Raw genomic sequence first — 17,203 nt, 5'->3', positions numbered from 1 at the left:
GGTAAGCGCTGTGGATCAGCTGGCTGTTTTAACATTATTGCGGCCAGCATTTTTCGCTGTATACAGGGCTTGGTCAACCCGTTCAAAAGCTTGCTCAAGGGTTTCATCGTTGGCAACTTGGCCGATACCAGCAGAGAAAGTGATAGTCACCAATTCACCTTTAAAGTGGAAGGGGCAGGCCTCAATAGCTGTGCGTAAAGTATTGAGCAGCTTGAGGCCGCTCTCTAAAGGCGTATCAGGCAGTAAAATTACATACTCTTCACCGCCAAAACGAGCAATAAAGTCAGTTTTACGCAAGCGTCTATTCAGCTCTTGGGCAATGATTTTTAAAACCTTATCGCCAGCTAAGTGCCCGTAGTTGTCGTTAATGCGCTTGAAGTGATCAATATCAATGATGCTCAGCAGTAACGAGCTCTGGTTGCGCTGGATACGGGCGTATTCAAGCTCTGAGCGCTCAGCCCAAGCCGCACGGTTGGGTAAGCCAGTGAGGGGGTCGAGTAGGGCTTTTTGCCGCTGCTCTTCCAGCTTAGTTGAAAGGAGCTGGGTTTCTTTTTCCATTTGCTTGGAGTGTTCGGCCAATGCTTGAAAGCGTTCTGAGAGGACGCTATCAGTGCGCTCACGGCTTTCTTGATAGGTCTGCAAGGTACCAATGAAGGTATCAATACGGCTATCAACACGTTTTTTTAACTCCACTAAATCATTGGCGCTGTGCACATCACTTTGAAAGTTGCTGACATGCTCGCGCAGGTCATGATCGAGATTTTTCGCAGCGGTCACCGATTCGTTGTAGCCAATTGAGGTGACCTGTAAATTATCGTGCAGGGAGGCTAAGCGGTGGTTGAGCTGTAGTAAATACTGCTCCAGATCGTCCTCTTGGCCACAGGCGATGGCCAGAACAATAATCGATAGCTCGTCCAGCAGCGGCGCGAGCTCGTACCAATTCAACCCCTTGTTAATTCGCGAGCGCATGGCAATAACTTGCTGCTCATGCTTGGCGGTAATCGGTAAATCATTCAGTAATGTGGTTAGAGTGTTGTGAATATGCAGAGCAACGGAGCTGTAACTGGCTTCCACCAATAGCGGTATGGCATAGGTGTCATCAGCACTGGCGCTCTTGGGCTGCGCCGCTACTATAGTAGTATCAGTATCAGTATCAGTATCAGTATCAGTATCAGTATCAGTATCAGTATCAGCTGCCAGAGCTGTTGTAGGAGGCTCTGGCTCGCTGCTGTGAACCAGCTCTGCAGGCGCTTGAGTTTGATTCTGCTCTGTGGCTGCCGAGTTGCTGGCAGAACCTTTAAACCAGCGGGAAAACAACCCAGGTTGCGCCTGTGGAGTTTTCTCTACTTGAACTGTGGCGCTGAGTACGCGCTCTTGTAGATCTTTTAACTGAGTTAAAGCTGGATACAAACTGTGCGGTTTGGCGAGTTGTTTGTGCAGGTTTTTTTCAAACGCACGCAAAGATTTTTGGATGTCTTTGGGTGGTTGCAGTTGCAGTAGCTGCTGGACAAAATAGGTTAAGGTATTGCTTAAGCCTTCTCGGCGCTGCTGAAGCTTTTTTTCAGACTGCAAAATAGCTTTTTCCAGCCGGTTAATGTGTTGTTCAAGCTCATGGGTATCGGCTTGTTTACGCAGTAAGTTACGTAGCCCCTGTAACTGTTGATCTAACTGCTCATCATTGCCTTCTGCGGCTAAACTGCTACGGATCAAGCCGCGTTTTAACACGTCAGCTTGCTTATTAAAATTGTTTTCTAAGCGCTCTTGCTTATCCAGCAGTTCGAGGTACTTTTTCTTCCAAGTATTATCCGACATAGCGCACTCAGCTTACTCTTGTGGAAACTGATAAGCCGTGGTGGGGTTAGCACCCGGGCGGATAATATCCATAGCAACTGGGAGGTGGTCTGATATTGGAATGGGCAGCACAGACATATTATCGATTTCTAATTCGGAGCTGATCAAAATATGGTCAATGCAGCGCTGCGGCTTCCAGCTGGGGAAGGTTGCGCAGATTTGTGGTGCACGCAGATTTAAATCGCTGAGTGGCGTGTTGATTAACAGATTCTCAGCTTGAGTGTTCATATCACCCATAAGCACCACATGCTCATAATCACTGACCATTTCCCGGATATAACCAAGCTGACGGTTGCGAGCACGGGCGCCCAAGGCTAAATGCATGGAAACCACAGCAATAGCATCTTTACCTTCACCAATTTGTGCCAAAATTGCACCGCGTCCTGCAGGGCCAGGTAAAGGGTGATCTTCTAAGCGTTGTGGCGCAAAGCGTGTGAGTAAACCATTGCTGTGTTGAGCGAATGGGCCTAAGTCGCGGTTACGCTGTTGATACCAGTAAGGAAAATTGCCGAGCTGGGCCAGTTGTTGCACCTGATTAATATTGCCAGAACGCAAACTACCGCCGTCGGCTTCTTGCAGAGCAACAATATCGTAGTCGCCCAGTAAAAAACCGATTTTTTCCAGATTACGGTAGCGTTCTTTATGCGGTAACAGGTGCTTCCAGCTGCGGGTAACATAATGCCGATAGGCACTGGTGCTGATGCCAACTTGAATGTTAAAGCTCAATAAGCGAATGCGCTGTGTATCCAGTATTGATGCATCAGGGCTGCACAATACGTTGCGATTGGCATCACATAAAATAATTGAGCGTTCTTGGCTAAAGCGACGAGGCATCAGCACGGCGATATCCTATTCTGATTGACGTTCTTTTTGAATCAAAGCGTCCGCAACTTCTACAGTCTCTTGGAGGCCACCGGCCATGCCAATATCAAAACGGTACTTACCGTTGACGACGACAGCAGGTACACCGCTGATTTGATAAGCCAAGGCCAGTTTTTTAGCTTTTTCCATTTGGCTTCTGACACTAAAGGAGTTCCAGGTTTTAATGAACAGGTCTTTATCAATACCTTGCTCTGCAACAAAGCTGGCAATTTCATCAAGGGAGGATAACTTGCGGCCTGAATTGTGTAATGCGCTAAAAATGCTGTCATGGACTTTATCTTCGGCTTGCAATGTTTCTAAGGTATAGAACAATTGGCCGTGGAGATTCCAAATACCGCCAAACATGGCAGGTACACGGACGAAGTTCACATCATCCGCTAGTTGCTTGGACCAGGGGTTGATTGTGGCTTCGAGTTGGTAGCAATGTGGGCAGCCGTACCAAAACATTTCCACAACTTCGATTTTTTCTGGCTGAGCAGTGGGCACAGGACTGCTTAGCGTTGCATAGTTGCGACCTTCTACTAGTTCTTGCGCAAAAACAGTAGACCCTATTAGGCTAGCGCCTACTAATACAGCTGACATAAGTAAGTTGCGCATGGTGAACTCCGTTACAGTAATGAGTGGCAAATAAGAGTGAAAAGTATTTTATGGACACTTTGGCCGCTATGCTAGTTCCGCATTAGCCGCCTGTGCGTTTTACGCTAACCAGCTTATTGTGGTTAGGCCAGTGCTTTGCTGTCATTCATTATAGCTAAGCTGAGCGCTAAATATACTGAGCATTCTGGCCTACACAAAGGTATTAAGCTATTAATCGGCCCTAGTGGGCGACAATGATTTTATTGCGCCCTTCACGCTTGGCTTGATACAGGGCGTCATCCGCTTTATTTAAGAGCGCCTGTGGATCAGGGTGGCCGCTGTACTGTGCCAATCCAATGCTGATGGTGATGTTGAGGGTGATCCCGCGTGGCAAACGAAAATCTTCTTCAGCTACTAATGCGCGGAGCTTTTCCGCAACTTTAGCGGCTTTTTCTGCAGTAATGTCGACGAGCAACATTAAAAACTCTTCACCACCCATGCGGAAAACATAGTCACCGCTACGGCAGCTGTTGCTCAATAAGCTGGCCAGTTGCTGCAGGGTTATATCGCCAGCTTCATGGCCGTGGCTGTCGTTAATGAGTTTAAAGTGATCAACGTCTATGGCTAGAATGCAAAAGTTACGCTTATGCTCGCGGGCATAATTGATTTCTTTGCTCATGACCACGGGTAAGAATTTACGGTTGAGTAAGTGGGTGAGTACATCACGGCCGCTTTCTAACTCGTTAACTTTGGAAAATAAATTTTCTAGGTGGTAATCAATACTGCGCATTTGCTCATGCAAGCTGCGTAGCAGTTGTTGATGCTGCTCAGGGGGTTTTTGCTCCAGCTCCAGCATGGGTAAAATGACCGTATCGATTTTTTCAATGGCGCTGCTAATTAACTCGACTTCGCCTGCACCTTCAAAAGCATGGGCACCTTTATGTCGGAACCACAAACCAAACTCCGATGCGAATAAGGTGTTTAGCTGAGAAAACTTTAAACCCATGGCCATATCGAACATGGTTTGGTTTTCCCAGTCCAGTAAGGCTGCCCGTTGTCGGTCTTTTTCGTGGGCTGAGTTTTGTGCAATAGAAAATAAGCGGTATGACTCTTCGGCGCGAGCGTTTTTATCATTGGAGGCTGAGTAGGCTTGGCTCATCACTTCCATGGCCATATCAATCAAGGCGCTAATAAAGCTTAAGGATTCTCTTTGCAGCGGCGAACTCTTGAGCAGCTGCGCTGATGTTTCTTTGAGGACGCGCGCACCGCGCAAGACTAAATGCACCGGTATATTAATGCGCGCATGCACATCACCAATATGTTTTTGCTGAGCGATAATTGGCTGTAGATCACTGTCAGCGCTTAAGCTAAATAAAGTAATCACCCAGCGCTGCATGGAGCCACTGAGGCGCTCTTGAACTTGATCGTGGGATAAAAACTGCGCTGCGGTGAGGTCCTCGAGCATGTGTTTGTAAAAGCTTGCGGCCAGCTGCGGCGCATGCTGCTCGGCTAACCGCTGCGTGTTTTGGCTAATATCTGTAGGCGTGCTCTCTAACAGAGCTTGCCATTCTTTAACAAGTTGTTCGGTCGATATCTGTGTCATGGCCAAGAGTCTAGTATGATTTCGTCTATGGTCGCAGAATCCATAGTAACTTGGCCAGAGCACGCCTTGATTAAACCAAGGTAAATTTATTTTATTCAATAAAAGTGATAAGTCCGGCATGGATATAGAGCTTGCACGCACATTCTTGGCCATCGTACGTTGCGGTAGTTTCATTGCTGCAGCGGAGCAGTTGTGCGTGACGCAAACAACAGTCACAGCTCGGGTTAAAAACCTTGAGGCACAACTCAATTGCTCGCTATTTGTGCGCAATCGAGCAGGTGCCAGTTTGACCGTGCACGGTGAACATTTTGTCCCCTATGCGCATCAGTTGCTGCAAACATGGGAGGCGGCCCGCAATGCACTGCCGTTCCCGACAGATTTACAGGTGCAACTGCACTTAGGTGCGGAAACCAGTTTATGGAATCCTTTACTGAAAGATTGGTTTATGCGCCTGACCAAGGAGCGTACCGGATATGCAGTCAATGTTGGAGTGCATGATGTGAGCACCTTGCGTAAAAAGCTTGAGAGCGGTGAGCTCGATGCTGCGCTAATGCATCAGCCGCATTATTGGCCAGGTTTGCAGGTTGAACACTTGCTGGAAGAAAAACTGATACAAGTGCAATCAGTGTTGCAGCCAGAGCCTTATATTTATGTGGACTGGGGCGACTTGTTTTGTCAGCAGCATGATGCCGTGCTCCCAGAGTATGCGCACAGTGCGTTGCGTTGTAATTTTGGTCCTTTGGCTTTGCATACTATTTTGCAAACCGGTGGTCGTGGGTATTTTCGTACCCGCGTGGTTGAGCCGCACTTAGCGGAGGGCAGTCTTGAGCGGGTGCCCCATGCCGCTGAGTTTTCTTGGCCGGTTTATCTTGTTTATGCTGAAACATCAGGTACCGCACCATTGCAGCAAGCATTGGCGGTCTTGCAAGACTTAATGCACAGCGATAGCAATTGGCTGCAAACGCAAGCAGCAGGGCTGAGTTAACCCTGAACGATCCAACCGCGGTAGAGGGCGGCAATCAGGTCGGTTTGGGTAATCATCCCAGCCAATTGTCGATGCTCATCAACCACCGGCATATAGTGCAAACCACGATCAGAGAGTAAGGTCACCAGCTCCAGCAGAGGTGTCGCAAAGCTGACGCTAAGCACCGGTGTGGTCATTATATGCTTGAGGCGCTTGTGGCGAAAATACTTCAAGTGTTGCAGACGACTGCCTGGTGCTTGCAGTTCAAAATGCTTTAACAAATCGACCAAGGTGATAATGCCTACGAGGCGTCGATGTTCATCCACTATTGGCAAGGCTTTTAGGCGGTGCTGTTTAAGCCGTAGCCATGCTTCAGCAATGGGCATCTCGGGGTGCCCTGTACGCAAATCACGGGACATAATAGACACTGCGGTCAGGTGTTCAGTGCGGCGCTTAAAGGTGTGTTGCTCGGTTAAGCGCAGCAGTTCTTCTAAGTCTTCGCGGTGCACATCCACATAGGTGCCAAATTCGTTGAGCGCTTGGTCTAAGTCTGCTTCATTAAAGCCGGTGCGCGTTGTCGGGAGAGGATCTGCGGTTTGATGAATGTTTGCCGCTACAGCTGGGGTAGGCCGTGGATAAGCGGTACCAGTTAAATTATTAAACAGTAAAGCACTGCACAGCAGCAGTAATGACTGGCTAGCCACAGGAATGACAATCTCAAAACCCTGAGCAGATAGATTGGGGCTCAGGGTAATAGCTAATGCCACCGCGCAGCTGGGTGGGTGTAAGCAGCGCAAAGCCAGCATACTGGTAATCGCGAGGCAAACGGCGGTGGCTGCGCGCAAGATAATGTCGTCAATATAGAGTGCGCAGAGTACGCCAATCACTGCCGATAACACATTGCCTGCGAGTAACGACCAAGGGTGCGCCAGAGGGGTCGCTGAGGTAACAAATAAGAGCACGGCTGATGCGCCAATGGGTGCAGCCAAGCTTAAGGCTATCTGGCTGCCAAACAGAAAATTACTGCCAAATATGGAAATTAATACACCCAGAAAAGCACCACTGGCGGCGCGTAACCATTGTTTGGGTGGAATATTTAAAGAGAGCGGGGTGAGGGCTTTAATCCATTGAGTGCGCACAGAGGTTTCCAAAAATAGACAATAAAACAGCAACAGCACATGACAGTGCTGGTGCTGAGCGTAATACGAGGGTTGCTGGCTGCTGAACCCTTAGGCTTTGAGTGCGCTTTGTTGTGCCAAATGTTCAGGCAAACAGGGACGTCCGGTTTCTTCTTCTACGCGACGTGCTGCGGGTCGATCATCGGCAAACGGCAGCATGGCCGCTTGCTCCATATCCAGCAGGCTCATATGCCGGAGGCAATAATAACCGCTAATGCTAGAGGCTAAACCGAGTAAGATAAAAAGCATTTAGACCTCCGCCGTTTGTGCGGCAGGCAACTGCTGTACTTTTGTTTGGCGCAAAGTGAGCCAAGTATTGATCAGCATAATCAGCATGCCTAAAACAAACAGTGAGCCACCGCTGAGGCGAGCGATATAACCGGCATGTGACGATTGCAGTGCCTCTACAAAGGAGTAGGACAGAGTGCCGTCATCATTAATGGCGCGCCACATTAAGCCTTGGGTAATACCGTTGACCCACATCGCTGCAATATAAATTACCGTACCTGCGGTCGCTAACCAAAAGTGCACGTTGATCAATTTTATGCTGTACATCTGCGGCAAGTTCCACAGTTTTGGGATCATGTGATAGAGGCTGCCGAAGCTGATCATGGCAACCCAACCTAAGGCGCCTGCATGCACATGGCCAATGGTCCAGTCGGTGTAGTGTGATAGGGAGTTGACGGTTTTAATTGCCATCATCGGCCCTTCGAAGGTGGACATGCCGTAGAAGGCTAAAGACACCACTAGAAAGCGTAAAATTGGATCGCTGCGCAATTTGTACCATGCGCCGGATAGCGTCATCATACCGTTAATCATGCCGCCCCAGCTGGGTGCGAGAAGAATGACTGACATGGCCATGCCCAAGCTTTGTGCCCAGTCCGGTAGCGCGGTGTAGTGTAAATGGTGCGGGCCAGCCCAAATATAAATTGAGATAATTGCCCAAAAGTGCACGATTGATAAACGGTACGAGTAAATGGGCCGCTGCACTTGTTTGGGGACAAAGTAGTACATCATGCCGAGAAAGCCCACTGACAAAATAAAGCCCACCACACTGTGTCCAAACCACCATTGCACCATGGCGTCGGTAGTGCCGGCGTAGAGTGAGTATGACTTGGTGAGGCTGACCGGGATGGCCGCGTGGTTAATGATATGCACCATCGCGGTGACGATAATAAAAGCGCCATAGAACCAGTTAGCAACATAAATATGCGATGTTTGGCGGCGTGCGATGGTGCCAAAAAATAACCACATATACATCAGCCACAGCACGGTTAAGGCAATCGCCAAAGGCCATTCCATCTCGCCATATTCTTTGGTGGTGGTGTAACCCAAGGCATAACTGATCACGGTAGCGATCAGCATCACTTGCCAGCCCCAAAAAAATAGACTTGCGGCGCTATCAGAGGGTAGGCGTGCATAGCAGGTGCGCTGCACAATATAGAAAGAGGTGGAAATCAGCGCACAGCCACCGAAAGCAAAAATAACCAAGTTGGTGTGGATTGGACGGATGCGGCCAAAGCTGCTCCAAGGTAAGTCAAAGTTCAGTGCCGGCCAAACCAGTTGCGCTGCCAAGACAGCGCCCATGCTCATCCCTAGAAATCCCCAGATTAAGGTGGCAATGGTGAATTGCTTAACCACTTTATAGTTGTAGGCGTGGGCCTGCTCGGTTGCTGTATTCATGTTGTTTCTAGCGCACACGTGTGGGTAAGTTGCGTGCCCAGTAACGTATAGCGCAGCCTCCTTCAGTGATAAAAATACCAAGCGTGAGCAGTGCCAGGGGCGGGCAATGCATCAGCAGTTGGTTGACTTAAGTCAATAACACTATGCTAGGGGGCGACATGTTTATAAACAAATGAATATTGTTGTTGTTTTATATCAATAATTTTGCATTTATCGATGTTTTAAAGATGCTTGTACAGCTTACGGCGATGCTAACGGGGTGCAGCCTTTAGTACGCAGTCCATACCCCTTTACTTTGCTGTTCGCAGGCAGGTTTCAGGTACTGTGCATCTGTGGCGACGCCGTAGTAGTGAATGTCTTGCTGATAAGGCACACCAGCGGCTTGCGCGCTGCGGCATATGCCAAAGGCACCTATTGGGCATTGCTCAACAAAAGTGACAGTGGTTTTTTGCCCTTTGAGCTGTGGCTGACAAAAACCAGTTTTAAACAGCTGCTCAGGAATGCTGCGGTTTTGTTGGCAAATCTTGACCTGCACGCGCTGATCAACCGATTCAATGATGCAAGCTTGAGCAAAAATATTTTGACTGATCAATAACAGCAGTAAGACAAAACAAGCGCGCATTGAGGGCTCCAACAAGTGTGTGAATTGCAGTCATCTTAACTAAGCCATGGGCTGGCGTGAAGTGACGGGCAGATTTAATGCATTTTTGCTAAGGTGGCGGCTTATTTTGCACTACTAGGAAATTTGTTCAGCATGTTGCAGCACATACCCACCCATGTAATTTGCGGCTCTTTAGGTGCTGGTAAAACCAGTGTTTTACGTAGTTTACTGGCCCAGCGCCCCAGCCATGAGCGCTGGGCAGTATTGATCAATGAGTTTGGCGACATTGGTTTAGACAGTGCTTTATTGGGTGGCGAGCAGGAGGGCGTCAGCTTTACTGAAGTTGCCGGTGGTTGCGTGTGTTGTGTCAATGGCGTGCCTTTTCAGGTGGCACTCGTGCAGTTATTGCGCAAGGCCAAACCCGATCGTTTGTTTATTGAGCCGTCTGGTTTAGGGCATCCATTGCAGCTCTTAGAACAACTGCGTGATGTACCTTGGCTGGATGTACTGGCAGTGCAGCCTGTCGTTGTAGTGCTTGATGCCCAGAGTAGCACTCTTGATTCTGCGGTAACTGCTATTGAGCCGGCGTTACTGGCGCAAACAGAGCTGTGCGTGCTGAATAAATGCGATAACTTTACTGCGGCGCAAGAACAACAATGGCAACAGGCTTTGGCACCGCTTACAGTACAGTGCACGCGTCAAGGGCAGCTGGCGTATAAGCAGTTACCTGGGCATGAGCAGCAAGTAGGGCAAGTTCCTGTGGCAGATCCTTTTGCCGCTGCTAGCGCGCAACAATTGGGCACAGTATGGGCTGACCCACAGCAGCCGTTGTGTTCCGTCAATGCGCAAACAGAAGCTTGGAGCGTGGGCTGGCGCTGGCATCCTACACAGCAATTTGATTTGTTACGGGTACAGCTGTGGTTGACGCAAATGTCTTGGCAGCGCGCGAAGTGTGTGCTGCAGACGAATGCGGGATGGTTATCGGCCAATGCTGTCGATGGTCAGAGTTTGCATTGGCAAAATACTGAATGGCGTAAAGACTCACGTTTGGAGCTGATTTTTAGTCAGGCCCAAGATCCGCAGCAATTAACCGCTGAGCTCAGCGCTTGTCGCGTGACGCTGTAATTGCGCAGTAAAAAAACAATAAGGATCAACACTCCATGAACTTGCAAGCTTGGTCGTACACCACCTCGGCACAACTGACATTACGCGGTTGGCACAGCCCGCCTTCAGGTAAACCCGTCTTGCATTTTTTACATGGCAATGGCTTTTGTGGCCGAGTCTATACCCCTCTTTTACAACTGCTCAGCGCAGATTTTGATTTGTGGCTGTGTGATATTCAAGGCCATGGGGACAGTGATGCCGGCACACGTTTCTTAGGCTGGAACCGTAATGGAGAACTGGCTATCGAGGCTTTTCAGGCGCAGCGAGAAATGTTTGCCGATGTACCTGTGTATGCCGTAGCTCACAGTCTAGGCGGGGTGATTACCAGCTTAATGTTGGCGCAATACCCGCAACTGTTCAGCCGTGCGGTCCTGCTGGATCCAGTGATTTATACTCCAGCTCTGCAAATGTTTATGAAAAGCTCAGAACGCTTGCGTTTAACTGCTTTTAATAAGCTGGCCAGCCGCACGCGTGCGCGCCGTCAGCACTGGCCCGATCGACAAGCTGCGTATGCTGGATTAACTGGGCGTGGCGCTTTTAAAGGTTGGAGTGCGGCAGCGTTGTGGGCGTTTGTGGAGAATGCGTTGCGTCCGGCGGAGCAGGGCGGAGTTGAACTCAAGTGCTCAGCAGAGCTGGAAGCAACTATTTTTAGCTCCGCACCGAATGGCTTATGGCGTGCGCTTGGCAAGGTGCAAACACCGCTGTTGATGTTGTATGGCGCCGAGACTTTCCCTTTTGTCATCAAGTCAGCTGCCCTTTGGCGTCAACGCAATAGTCTGGTGACGACTGAGCAAGTTCGCGGTGGGCACTGTTTTATGCAGCAATACCCAGAGCCAACAGCACAGCGGGTGCGTGAGTATCTATTGGCTGCTAGGGATTAAACTGGCGAGCCAGTTCTTTCAGAGCTTGTTCCGCATCCAGTACGCGCTGCAAAGCTTGCTGGGCAATATCTGCGGATAAGCCTAAGCGCTGATACAAACTGTCGGGAATGCTGCTGTCATGCACACAACCAATACCATGTTGTGCCAATAGGCTTTGAGCTAAACAGCTGAGATTGGCGTAGCTGGCATAGTTGCCTTGATAATTGGGGTTGTCTTGGAAGCGTAAAGCACAGACCAGTTCTTCGGGCACATTCCAGCACTGCATTAGCCAGGCCCCCATCTGTTCACGGGTGATACCGAGCAAATAGTACTCAATGGTGCTGTGACTTAGATGTAAGTTAACTTCTAGTGAGCGGCACACCAAAGAAAAGTGCGGGGGGAAGACGTGAGCCAATAAGGCAAAACCAAAGTTGTGCAATAAGCCACCAAGGTAAGCGAGGCCACTCTCAGGCTTTTTCTCTACCGGCATGCAGCGTGCTAAACCTTCGATCAGGGCTGCGGTATAGATAGCTTGTTGCCAATAGGGCGTGCAGTGCAGGGGCTGGTCTTGCGGAATACTTAAGTTCTTACCCAGCGAGAGCCCTAGCGCGAGGTTAATAACTAAGTCAAAACCTAACACACGCACTATGGCATCTTCTACCGAGCGTATTTTGCCGGGGGCGGCATAATAAGGCGAAGCTGCCCAGCTAATCACCTGTGCAGCTAAAGGCGGGTCAGTCTCAACAATGGCGGCCAGTTCATCCACACCTGCTAATGGGTCAGCGCGTAGGCGCAAGACTTTTTTGGCAGTGGAGCTGAGTAGGGGAATTTCTAATGTTTCCTCTAAACGGCGGTGAATTCTGCGTGAGGTTAAGCGAATTACCGCATGTTCAATACCTGCTGCATCGCTGGATACCGCACTGTCGTTCGGCTGCTGGCTGGTAATAGGTTCGGCGCATGTCACTCTTTGACTGACCTTAAACAAGCGTTCTAAAGCTGCCGGATCTATCCCTAACAACAAGCCCGGTACACCGCTATCGAGATAAGCCATGGGTTGCATGAATATTTTTGGGTCACAGAGGCTGGCTTGGTTAAACAGTTTCGGTAATGCCGGTAGCGTATCTAGGCCATAACGGCTGAGTAGTTGTGCCACTGCAGCAATCGGCATTGCTTGCCATTGTGTTTGTGTGGCGCTATTGAGCTTGGCTAGATCAAGAATGTGGCTGCGGGGGAAAACGACCAGTAACTCTTTGCTGTGTTCTTGTACTAAGACTGCATGCAAGCGCTGTGCAGCGTTGACGGCACTGCTAGGGTGCAAGCTAAAGGCTATGCCATTGGCTTCGAGTAGTGTTCTGATAACAGCGGGTAACGCTGCTGGGTTGGCGGGCGTGGTGGTTGAATCAGGCATAACAGTACTCTACAAACGTATACAGTCCAAAAGAGGATATCCTACAGCGCAGGTTATTGCTGCACTGTTCATACCTGCCCATATTGCTGACCATGTTTGAGCCAGCGCTCTAGGAGTGGGCTGACATGCTGTGGCCAATGCTCTAGTAGTGCGCAGGCGGCCTCGCGTACCGCTGGCAATAAGGGCGCATCGCGCATTAAGTCTGCCACTTTAAATTGCAGTAAGCCGGTTTGTCGAGTGCCGAGCATTTCGCCGGGGCCACGCAGTTCTAAATCTTTTTCAGCAATCAGAAAACCATCGTTGGTTTCGCGCATAATGGCTAAACGCTCGCGGCCAATCTGTGATAAAGGCGCGTGATACAGCAGTACGCAATGGCTAGCAGTGCTGCCGCGACCCACTCGGCCACGCAACTGGTGCAGCTGTGCGAGCCCCAGACGCTCAGGATTTTCAATAATCATTAAGCTGGCGTTGGGCACATCCACACCCACTTCAATAACCGTAGTGGCCACTAATAATTGCAGTTCACCTTGTTTAAACGACTCCATCACTGCGGCTTTTTCTGCGGCTTTCATGCGCCCGTGAATTAAGCCGACTTTTTGCCCAGCCAGCGCTAAGGTTAAGTCAGTAAAGGTGCTTTCTGCTGCTTGGCAGGTGAGCTCTTCAGACTCTTCGATCAGGGTGCAGACCCAATAGGCTTGACGGCCTTCGAGGCAGGCCGCGCGCACTCGCTCAATCACTTCAGGGCGGCGACTATCGCTCAGTACTAAGGTGTTGACTGGGGTACGTCCCGGCGGTAATTCATCTAAGACAGAGGTGTCTAAATCTGCGTAAGCGCTCATGGCTAAAGTACGCGGGATGGGGGTGGCGGTCATAATCAGCTGGTGTGGGCTGGAAAGACCATCAACGCCTTTTTTGCGTAAGGCTAAGCGTTGCTGCACACCAAAGCGGTGCTGCTCATCAATAATGGCTAAGGCCAGGTTATGAAACTGTACTTCATCTTGAAACAGCGCATGAGTGCCGACCACCATGGGTACACCGCTGGCGATTTGCTCCAGAGCCTTGCTGCGCGCTTTACCTTTGAGCTTGCCGGCTAACCAGGCCACTTCGATATTGAGCGGCTGCAACCATTTACTAAAGTTAATAAAGTGTTGCTCAGCAAGAATTTCCGTGGGGGCCATTAAGGCCACTTGATAACCAGCCTCTAAAGCTTGCAGGGCAGCTAAAGCAGCAACCACGGTTTTACCAGCGCCCACATCACCTTGGACGAGGCGTAGCATGGGTGCATCTTGGGCAAGGTCCCAAGCAATTTCTGCACCTACTCGCTGCTGCGCGCCGGTTGGGGCAAAGCCGAGGTTGTTGAGGAAAAGCTGCGGCAGCTTCTGCGCTGGGGGCAGTTGTGGTGCGCGCTGCTGGCGCAAACTGGCGCGCACCCGTTGAATCGACAACTGGTGGGTCAGCATTTCTTCAAAGGCTAAACGTTGTTGCGCCCAGTGCACACCTTCTGCCAGCTCTTCTAAGTCGGCATCTGGTGGCGGCTGATGCAGATAGCGGATGGCTTGCTCTAGCGAGCCTAAGCCGTACTCTTTAATGAGTGGTGCTGGCAGCCAGTCAGGTAAACTATGGGCGTTGAGAAAGCTTAAAGCCTGCACACAGAGGTCACGTAAGCGCAGTTGCGTGAGGCCTTCGGTGGTGGGGTAGATAGCGGTTAAAGTGCTGTGCAGCGGTGGCTCTTCATTACCATTGTGTACGCGGTATTCCGGATGATAAATTTCCAGACCAGTGGCACCAGGGCGAACTTCACCATAGCAACGCACTTGTACACCTTTAGCTAAGGCGTTTTTCTGCGCCATGCTGAAGTGAAAGAAACGCAAGGTTAAGCCGCCACTGCCATCTTGAATGCGTACTAATAAACTGCGGCGCTTGCCCATCACCACATTAGCGGCCATCACTACACCAGCCACCACTGCATCTTGGCCAGGGCGTAGCGCGCCAATGGGCGTGATACGGGTGCGGTCTTGGTAACGGGAGGGTAAGTGAAACAGCACGTCTTGCAGATTTTCTAGGCCAACTTTAGCCAGCTTTTCCGCGAGCGCCGGCCCAACACCTTTAAGTACAGTCACCGGAGTATGTACCAGTAAATCGCTCATGCTTATTGCTCGTTATAGACTTGTGCTGCATCGCACTGACGAATCGCATCCATCAGCACATCAATGGCTTTGGGGCGTGGAAAAGTCGCGCGCCAAGCAATGGCGACAGTGCGGGTAGGGACTGGATCAGCAAATGGGCGTACTTCGATGACACCTTCGGCATAGCGGTGATTCTCCACTGCCGATAATGGCAAGACAGAAACGCCTAAGCCTGAGGCCACCATATGCCGAATGGTTTCTAAGGAGCTGGCTTCCACGGTGGTGTAGCGGTGCTCAGGATCGCTCGGCAGCATAACCGGGCAAGCTTCCAGTACTTGATCGCGAAAGCAGTGCCCTTCGCCCAGTAGCAATAGGCTCTTATCGTTGAGCATATCGTTATCAATGCTGTCTCTTTTGGTCCATGGGTGCTCTGCCGGCAGCAGTACACAAAAAGGTTCTTTATAGGCAACTTTAGTGAGGACATCAGCGTCTTGATAAGGCAGAGCGATGATAATCACATCCAGTTCGCCCTTGCGCAGTTTCTCACGCAGTACATGGGTGAAGTTTTCTTCGATATACAGGGGCATTTCCGGAGCGCTGCGGTGCAGCAGGGGAATCATTTGCGGAAATAAGTAAGGGCCAACGGTGTAAATAGCGCCGACCCGTAATGGTGCTGCCAGCTGGTTTTTGCCTGCTTGTGCAAGCTCTCGAATGGCTTGCGCTTGCTCCAGTACACGCTGGGCTTGGGCAACAATGGCTTCGCCAACTGGGGTAATTCGCACTGCACTCTTGCTGCGCTCAAAAATCAGTACGCCCAAGTCCTCTTCAAGCTTCTTGACTCCCACAGATAAAGTGGGCTGGCTGACGTGGCATTGTTCGGCTGCACGGCCAAAGTGTCGAGCTTGAGCTAAAGCGACAATATAACGAAGTTCGGTAAGGGTCATAGTCAATTCCCATTAGGATTGCCGTTAGCATAGCTGTTACATTAAAAACTGACCAATAATTCTCAAGAGTCAGCGTTAGTATGGAGTGCATCAGTATGCCTAAACAGGTCCGCGCGGTGGTAGTCGGTTGTGGTGATATTGGCAGCCGCGTAGCAGTGTTGCTACAGCAGCAAGGTTGGCAGGTCTATGGTTTACGGCGCAATACTGCCCATTTACCTGCACACATATTGCCCATTAGCGCAGACCTATATCAAGCAGAATGCCCGCGCGCTTGGCCGCAAGAACCGATAGATTATGTGGTGTATGCCATGGCTGCACAGACAATGAGCGAAGACGGTTATCAGCAGGCGTATGTGCAAGGTCAGCGCCATCTATATAGCTGGCTGGCACAGCATCAGCAGCAACCGAAGCGTATTGTTTTTGTTTCCAGTACCAGTGTTTATGGGCAGAGTGATGGCAGCTGGATTGATGAGCAGTCGCCTACCAAACCGGCGCGCTGGTCTGGGCAGATCATGTTGGAGGCTGAACGCTGCGCTATGGGCAGCGGGTATCCAGCCACGGCGGTGCGCTTGAGCGGTATTTATGGACCAGGGCGTAATATGCTGATTCGCCGTGTGCGCGAGGGGTATCATGCGCCGCATTTGCACAGCTTTACCAATCGGATTCATGCCGATGATGCGGCCAGTTTAATTGCCACAGTTTTACAGGCGGATGCCCAAGGGCAGGCTGTGGAATCAGTATATTTAGGTGTGGATAACGCGCCCGTTGAGCAGGCAGAAGTGGTGGCTTGGTTGCAGCAGCAGTTGGGCGTGAGCAGTGTGCCAGACTTGGTTTTAAAGCCGCGCTCTGGGAGTAAGCGCTGCAGTAATGCGCGGGCGCGGGCTTTAGGCTGGCAACCAATATACGCCAGTTACCGTGCAGGCTATGCGGTGCAGCTGGCAGAGCTTTCTGAGTAGCTACTGCACCGCATCGTAGGATTTAGCCCAAGTACAATATGGCATCCATTTCTACACAGGCGTTACGTGGCAAGGACGCTACGCCCACTGCTGCACGGGCAGGATAAGGTGCGTTGAAGTAGCGCGCCATAATTTCGTTGAGCGTGGCAAAGTTAGCCAAGTCAGTTAAGAAAATGTTGAGCTTAACAGTGTTGTCCAGTGAGCCGCCTGCAGCTTCGGCCACAGCTTTGAGGTTTTCAAATACTTGCACCGTTTGCTGCTCAAAGCCTTCGACCATTTCCATGGTGGTTGGATTGAGTGGGATTTGTCCAGATAAATACACAGTGTTTTCGACGCGCACCGCTTGTGAATAGGTGCCAATTGCGGCGGGTGCGTTTTCGGTGCTGATGATGGTTTTGCTCATGCTG

General features: G+C 50.4%; 16 protein-coding genes. 4 read left to right on the top strand and 12 right to left on the bottom strand.

Features of this window, described 5'->3' with window-relative positions; genetic code table 11:
• Positions 1 to 15: 15 nt before the first annotated feature.
• The 4 genes from O6P33_RS01300 to O6P33_RS01285 all read right to left on the bottom strand — a co-directional run bounded on the left by O6P33_RS01300 (position 16) and on the right by O6P33_RS01285 (position 4,912).
• Entirely contained in the window at positions 16 to 1,812 is a 1,797-nt protein-coding gene (locus O6P33_RS01300) for a GGDEF domain-containing protein (protein ID WP_269818455.1), read from the bottom strand.
• Between the two features lie 12 nt (positions 1,813 to 1,824).
• Entirely contained in the window at positions 1,825 to 2,685 is an 861-nt protein-coding gene (locus O6P33_RS01295; protein WP_269819437.1) for an endonuclease/exonuclease/phosphatase family protein, read from the bottom strand.
• Positions 2,686 to 2,700: 15 nt separating this feature from the next.
• On the bottom strand, positions 2,701 to 3,330 hold the full coding sequence (locus O6P33_RS01290) for a thiol:disulfide interchange protein DsbA/DsbL (RefSeq protein ID WP_269818454.1): 630 nt from the start codon (positions 3,328 to 3,330) through the stop codon (positions 2,701 to 2,703).
• A gap of 220 nt (positions 3,331 to 3,550) precedes the next feature.
• Positions 3,551 to 4,912, bottom strand: coding sequence for a diguanylate cyclase (locus O6P33_RS01285; protein WP_269818453.1), 1,362 nt, complete (start codon positions 4,910 to 4,912; stop codon positions 3,551 to 3,553).
• A gap of 118 nt (positions 4,913 to 5,030) precedes the next feature.
• On the opposite strand from O6P33_RS01285, the gene O6P33_RS01280 reads away from it, so the two are divergent.
• Positions 5,031 to 5,897, top strand: coding sequence for a LysR family transcriptional regulator (locus tag O6P33_RS01280; protein WP_269818452.1), 867 nt, complete (start codon positions 5,031 to 5,033; stop codon positions 5,895 to 5,897).
• Here O6P33_RS01280 and O6P33_RS01275 read toward each other — a convergent pair.
• From O6P33_RS01275 to O6P33_RS01260, 4 genes are all read right to left on the bottom strand, one after another.
• Positions 5,894 to 7,015, bottom strand: a complete 1,122-nt coding sequence (locus O6P33_RS01275) for an HPP family protein (protein WP_269818451.1) — start codon at positions 7,013 to 7,015, stop codon at positions 5,894 to 5,896. The two genes, O6P33_RS01280 and O6P33_RS01275, sit on opposite strands and share 4 nt — an antisense overlap.
• 90 nt (positions 7,016 to 7,105) lie before the next feature.
• Positions 7,106 to 7,303 carry a hypothetical protein gene (locus tag O6P33_RS01270; RefSeq protein ID WP_269818450.1) on the bottom strand — a complete coding sequence of 66 codons (198 nt, stop codon included), beginning with the start codon at positions 7,301 to 7,303 and terminating at the stop codon, positions 7,106 to 7,108.
• Positions 7,304 to 8,737, bottom strand: coding sequence for a cytochrome-c oxidase, cbb3-type subunit I (ccoN, locus tag O6P33_RS01265; protein ID WP_269818449.1), 1,434 nt, complete (start codon positions 8,735 to 8,737; stop codon positions 7,304 to 7,306).
• Between the two features lie 268 nt (positions 8,738 to 9,005).
• Positions 9,006 to 9,359, bottom strand: a complete 354-nt coding sequence (locus tag O6P33_RS01260) for an NADH:ubiquinone oxidoreductase (protein ID WP_269818448.1) — start codon at positions 9,357 to 9,359, stop codon at positions 9,006 to 9,008.
• Between the two features lie 132 nt (positions 9,360 to 9,491).
• On the opposite strand from O6P33_RS01260, the gene O6P33_RS01255 reads away from it, so the two are divergent.
• The gene (locus O6P33_RS01255; protein ID WP_269818447.1) at positions 9,492 to 10,463 is read left to right on the top strand and encodes a CobW family GTP-binding protein; all 972 of its coding nucleotides are present in this window, start codon (positions 9,492 to 9,494) and stop codon (positions 10,461 to 10,463) included.
• Between the two features lie 35 nt (positions 10,464 to 10,498).
• Complete coding sequence (locus O6P33_RS01250) at positions 10,499 to 11,383, top strand: alpha/beta fold hydrolase (protein WP_269818446.1); 885 nt, start codon at positions 10,499 to 10,501, stop codon at positions 11,381 to 11,383.
• Here O6P33_RS01250 and O6P33_RS01245 read toward each other — a convergent pair.
• The 3 genes from O6P33_RS01245 to O6P33_RS01235 form a co-directional block, all read right to left on the bottom strand.
• Positions 11,373 to 12,770 carry an aminoacyl-tRNA deacylase and HDOD domain-containing protein gene (locus tag O6P33_RS01245; protein ID WP_269818445.1) on the bottom strand — a complete coding sequence of 466 codons (1,398 nt, stop codon included), beginning with the start codon at positions 12,768 to 12,770 and terminating at the stop codon, positions 11,373 to 11,375. The genes O6P33_RS01250 and O6P33_RS01245 overlap by 11 nt on opposite strands.
• 68 nt (positions 12,771 to 12,838) lie before the next feature.
• Positions 12,839 to 14,917, bottom strand: coding sequence for an ATP-dependent DNA helicase RecG (recG, locus tag O6P33_RS01240; RefSeq protein ID WP_269818444.1), 2,079 nt, complete (start codon positions 14,915 to 14,917; stop codon positions 12,839 to 12,841).
• Between the two features lie 2 nt (positions 14,918 to 14,919).
• Entirely contained in the window at positions 14,920 to 15,840 is a 921-nt protein-coding gene (locus tag O6P33_RS01235) for a hydrogen peroxide-inducible genes activator (RefSeq protein WP_269818443.1), read from the bottom strand.
• Positions 15,841 to 15,935: 95 nt separating this feature from the next.
• On the opposite strand from O6P33_RS01235, the gene O6P33_RS01230 reads away from it, so the two are divergent.
• Entirely contained in the window at positions 15,936 to 16,796 is an 861-nt protein-coding gene (locus tag O6P33_RS01230; protein ID WP_269818442.1) for an SDR family oxidoreductase, read from the top strand.
• Between the two features lie 22 nt (positions 16,797 to 16,818).
• Here the strand turns inward: O6P33_RS01230 and O6P33_RS01225 are convergent, their stop codons facing one another.
• The gene (locus O6P33_RS01225) at positions 16,819 to 17,199 is read right to left on the bottom strand and encodes a RidA family protein (protein ID WP_269818441.1); all 381 of its coding nucleotides are present in this window, start codon (positions 17,197 to 17,199) and stop codon (positions 16,819 to 16,821) included.
• Positions 17,200 to 17,203 lie beyond the last annotated feature (4 nt).

This window comes from Denitrificimonas caeni (assembly GCF_027498055.1).
GTDB lineage: Bacteria > Pseudomonadota > Gammaproteobacteria > Pseudomonadales > Pseudomonadaceae > Denitrificimonas.
This window is presented reverse-complemented; position numbering and strand designations above follow the sequence as displayed.

Excerpts from the sequence above, each read along its gene's own strand:
- O6P33_RS01300 (WP_269818455.1), bottom strand. The coding sequence starts at position 1,812 with ATGTCGGATAATACTTGGAAGAAAAAGTACCTCGAACTGCTGGATAAG.
- O6P33_RS01295 (WP_269819437.1), bottom strand. The coding sequence starts at position 2,685 with ATGCCTCGTCGCTTTAGCCAAGAACGCTCAATTATTTTATGTGATGCC.
- O6P33_RS01290 (WP_269818454.1), bottom strand. The coding sequence starts at position 3,330 with ATGCGCAACTTACTTATGTCAGCTGTATTAGTAGGCGCTAGCCTAATA.
- O6P33_RS01285 (WP_269818453.1), bottom strand. The coding sequence starts at position 4,912 with ATGACACAGATATCGACCGAACAACTTGTTAAAGAATGGCAAGCTCTG.
- O6P33_RS01280 (WP_269818452.1), top strand. The coding sequence starts at position 5,031 with ATGGATATAGAGCTTGCACGCACATTCTTGGCCATCGTACGTTGCGGT.
- O6P33_RS01270 (WP_269818450.1), bottom strand. The coding sequence starts at position 7,303 with ATGCTTTTTATCTTACTCGGTTTAGCCTCTAGCATTAGCGGTTATTAT.
- ccoN (WP_269818449.1), bottom strand. The coding sequence starts at position 8,737 with ATGAATACAGCAACCGAGCAGGCCCACGCCTACAACTATAAAGTGGTT.
- O6P33_RS01260 (WP_269818448.1), bottom strand. The coding sequence starts at position 9,359 with ATGCGCGCTTGTTTTGTCTTACTGCTGTTATTGATCAGTCAAAATATT.
- O6P33_RS01255 (WP_269818447.1), top strand. The coding sequence starts at position 9,492 with ATGTTGCAGCACATACCCACCCATGTAATTTGCGGCTCTTTAGGTGCT.
- O6P33_RS01250 (WP_269818446.1), top strand. The coding sequence starts at position 10,499 with ATGAACTTGCAAGCTTGGTCGTACACCACCTCGGCACAACTGACATTA.
- O6P33_RS01245 (WP_269818445.1), bottom strand. The coding sequence starts at position 12,770 with ATGCCTGATTCAACCACCACGCCCGCCAACCCAGCAGCGTTACCCGCT.
- recG (WP_269818444.1), bottom strand. The coding sequence starts at position 14,917 with ATGAGCGATTTACTGGTACATACTCCGGTGACTGTACTTAAAGGTGTT.
- O6P33_RS01235 (WP_269818443.1), bottom strand. The coding sequence starts at position 15,840 with ATGACCCTTACCGAACTTCGTTATATTGTCGCTTTAGCTCAAGCTCGA.
- O6P33_RS01230 (WP_269818442.1), top strand. The coding sequence starts at position 15,936 with ATGCCTAAACAGGTCCGCGCGGTGGTAGTCGGTTGTGGTGATATTGGC.
- O6P33_RS01225 (WP_269818441.1), bottom strand. The coding sequence starts at position 17,199 with ATGAGCAAAACCATCATCAGCACCGAAAACGCACCCGCCGCAATTGGC.